The sequence below is a fragment of the Gluconobacter sp. Gdi genome (genome assembly GCF_014132155.1).
In the GTDB taxonomy this organism is placed as follows: domain Bacteria; phylum Pseudomonadota; class Alphaproteobacteria; order Acetobacterales; family Acetobacteraceae; genus Gluconobacter.
In genome coordinates, this window is sequence record NZ_BLJQ01000031.1 from 1 (window position 1) to 3816 (window position 3816).

Consider the following 3816-nt stretch of genomic DNA (forward strand, 5'->3'; position numbering starts at 1 on the left):
GGCCCAGTGGGCCCGAAGCTGTGATTTTGGCCATGTTGAAGAACGGACTGGAAACACGGCGCTTGATCGGGCGAGCGTCGGGTGTCTGACGGCTTAATCGATGGTTTCAAGCGCACGGTAGACAGTCATCCTTGAGATTTTCAGTTCGCGCGCAACGCCAGCCTTGCTTTCGCCTGCGGCGATACGCCGCCGGATTTCATCATCATCGACGTTTTTCTTCCGGCCTTTGTAGGTTCCTTCCGCTTTTGCCGCCTCAATCCCGGCACGCTGTCTATCCTTGATAAATTTTAACTCCATGTCAGCGACCATGCCGAGAATTGTGATGACCATACGTCCCATGGCTCCGGCCGTCGTAACGCCCGGCTCAAGCACGCGCAGCGAAGCCCCCTTTTCTTCCAGTTCATGGACCAGGTTCAGGACATCCCGTGTGGAGCGACCAAGCCGGTCAAGACGCAGGACGACAAGCTCGTCTCCAGAACGCAGGAACTGCATGATGGTCTCAAGCTCGGTCCGCCCGTTTCGTGATCGCCCTGATCCTGTTTCCGAACGAACGATTTCACATCCTCCGGCCTTCAGCTGGGCAATCTGAATATCGAGATCCTGGTCCGTGGTGCTGACACGGGCATAACCGACACGGGTCATAAGACAATCCGTCACATTAGGGTGGTTATTTCCTCATATCGTCACATCTGGAAGAAAACCACCCATTTGTTACATGTCGCTTATGTCACTTTTATCTGCCCCATTGAGGTGCACCCTAATGTTATGAGAATTTTGCCTCTCATGCGGCCAGAGCGCTAAAATCGATCCGCGTGTCCAGATCCAGGTCGAAACGCCCATAGGGATTGACGTGACTGTAAATCAGCGGCGTGAGCCCGCGGTAATCTTCAGGCATCATCCGACTGGTCCATTGCGGCTCAACCAGAACGGTCTGGAGCATACGGGTGTTGACGTAGACCAATGACGCTTGCAGCAGATGCAGCGCCATCGCTGAAATCTGCTGCTCCTCAATACGATTGGTGGCCAGCTCACCGCCTTTGCCGAAAAACACAAACCCGTTCGCGCTGTTCCAGTTTTCTACGACGTTCAGCCCTTCATGAATCTCTCGCCTGAATTCCTCCTGACGCAAATACCGGCAGAGGAAGATTGTCTTGATGGCACGACCAAGCTCACTCAATGCCTTGTAAGTCGGGTGCATGACTTCAGTTCGTGCAAAGCGCCGTAGAATGGCTTCCGGATCTGCGGTCCCGGTTTGCATCGCGGCTGCATATTTCACCATCTCATCGTATTGCTGCTCAATCTCCTCCCAGTTGATCGGACCCGAAAGGATCGGCAACAGATTGGGGAGGCGCGTGCGCATTGCCGTATCCGGGATTGCCAGTTTCTGACGGGCGATCGCCTTCAGTCGCGGTGCGAGTTCAAACCCCAGGAGACGGCAAAAGGCAAAGCCGACGGCGCTTTGACCATGGCTGTCGACATACTGGCGTTGAATATCCATGTCGGTGCAATGGCGCAGGACGCCTTCAATCATCGATGCAACCTCTGAGGAGGAACACCGCTTGAGCTGGGAATAAACGCATGTCGCGCGCTTTTCGACGTGCCAGTAGATCATCACACCGCGGCCACCGTACCGGGCATGCCACTCGGTCATAAGATTACGATCCCATGCACCGAATTTTGTGGAATCTGACGCGCAGGCCGTGCCTGCATCGCCCCAGACGGCGGCGTTCCGGATAGTGAGTGTCGCATTTGCAACCTGGGCGCACGCTTCCCTGAGCGCGGGCGCATTGATGAAGCGACGATGGACATGCAGCAGTTCCTCGTAGCTGACATCAGGCACAGCGCCGGCGACACGCTTGAGGCCTGCATTCGTGCCCAAAGCATAGAGGCATAACAGCAGACGCCGATCCAGCACCGCTTTTGGCAGAGAAACCCGGGACGCTGATGTTTCAAAGGCATCCAGAAGACCCGTATCGAGCGCTGCCTCTTTCAGAACATCCAGCAAACTGGTCATGGGCCACCGGCCAGAGATCTCGCGTTTAATCGCTTCGAGACCTTTGGGCTCTGCCACCGGTTTGAACGGCGTAATCGAGATACGGTTTTCACCTCGCCACAGCAGCCGAACCTTGTCATTTCGAAGGATCGTCTGGTTCAGCAGCAATAATTCCCGTTCAAGATCCGCGCGGATGCCAGCGGAAAACTCCCCGGCATCCGGTGTCAATTTGAGATCGGCATAATAGGCTGTGCGACGATGTTCAAAATCCTTCGGCAGATCGTCATCCGGGTTACGATAACGGTCTGCTCCGACAACCCAGATTTCCTTGGATCGAAGACGCTCCCTCAAAACCGTCAGAACACAAAGCTCATAGCTGATCCGGTTCACCCGTCCCTCGCCATCAACAACAGCACTGCGCCATTTAACGGGAATAACAGCATCGGTCGGAACACCGTATGCAGGCACATAACGACATCCTTCGTCCATTTTGCTGCCGATCCATTCAAGAGCGGCAAGGACCGGGCGCCATGTCGTGTTGTTTGATTGGAACTGCAGAACTGAAAGCAGACCGGGAAGCATGCGGCGGTAATGACTGGCCCAGGACGCGCGCATCACCTTGTATATCCGTCGGTCAAGCGCCCCTTTCGCCTGGCTTTCCTTGATGATAGCGGTCAGTTTAACGCTGTCGGCAATCGGGAAAATAACATCGCAGATACGGCCTGAAGGATCATCAAGTGATGCGCTTGCGATATCGACCAGCAGGCGTTCCTTGCCGTAAACCCGTTCAATATCTTTGGCGATATCCCCAATGACTTTGCGTTTTGAACGACTGCCTATCTTGTGAATGGTTTCTATCAGCAGGTCGACCATCGCATCGGTTAGCTGTGCCTGACGGGACAGGAGGTAGACGGTATAGAGCCCGAGCTGCCTTGTGGGAGAGTGTCGACGCATCTCCGAGGCCGTTTCGGCTCCCACGCGGCGAACAATCTGTTCGATCCACGTTTTGCCGGTCGATCCCAAAATATCACCTGGAAGATCAAGTTTCTGAATGAAATCGAGCTTGGCTGCCATGCTGATAACCGTGTCGAGTGAAGCATATCCCGCGTCACCCTTCATGGCATTAAAGCCTGTTGGCCCATCAGGATCTGAAATTGAGGCTTCCAGCATGGCTGCTGTATTTTCAGGAAGCTGATTGCGTATTCCGGTCAGCCAGGTATCCAGATATTTCTGCCGCAGCGAACGGACCAGACGCTCAAGCTCTTTTCGTGACGGGCCAAAAATATGGCGATCCCGGCACCATAGAAATACCTGCCCGAGCATAACAGGGACTGGCTGGCCGGTCGGGCAAAGGTCCCTGGAAATCCACGCGGACATCTTCTCCCGATCAATCCGGGAAAGGCGTCGAAAGCCAAGATACTTCAAAATCTCCGCAGCATGTCGTCGCGCTGTCCGGCCAGAAAATTCATAGTCATTCAGGGTCGCGGCGTGAGTGCCGAGTTGCTCGGCGAGATAGGCAATACCGTCAGAGGAAACTGCCGTATGATCCAACGAAAAATAGCCGTACGCTTCAAAAAATTTCAGCTGAACAGCCAGACCCAGTCGTGTCGCTTCGGCTTTTCCGTGGATAAAGTCGAGATCTGCAAAACTCAGGCTCCATGACGTCGCCAGGTTGGCTGCCGAAGACTCAGATTGCATCGTGCTACTCTCCTTGCTGGAGAAGCACGATCTGCCTGGGACGCATCAAGCGTCAATCAAAAGCCTCGCCGTTCCCGGCACGTTCTTCAACATGGCCAAAATCACAGCTTCGGGCCCACTGGGCC

The 3816-nt window shown here is 54.7% G+C and carries 2 protein-coding genes; both read right to left on the minus strand.

Translation table 11 applies throughout. The features are described 5' to 3' along the window. Positions 1–93: 93 nt before the first annotated feature. Entirely contained in the window at positions 94–642 is a 549-nt protein-coding gene (locus JN414_RS16175; protein ID WP_237390139.1) for a recombinase family protein, read from the minus strand. Between the two features lie 139 nt (positions 643–781). Then, a complete protein-coding gene (locus tag JN414_RS16180; RefSeq protein ID WP_237390140.1) occupies positions 782–3691 on the minus strand; it encodes a Tn3 family transposase in 2910 nt (969 codons plus the stop codon). Positions 3692–3816 lie beyond the last annotated feature (125 nt).

Coding starts and splice junctions, on each gene's coding strand:
- JN414_RS16175 (WP_237390139.1), bottom strand. CDS start 642: ATGACCCGTGTCGGTTATGCCCGTGTCAGCACCACGGACCAGGATCTC.
- JN414_RS16180 (WP_237390140.1), bottom strand. CDS start 3,691: ATGCAATCTGAGTCTTCGGCAGCCAACCTGGCGACGTCATGGAGCCTG.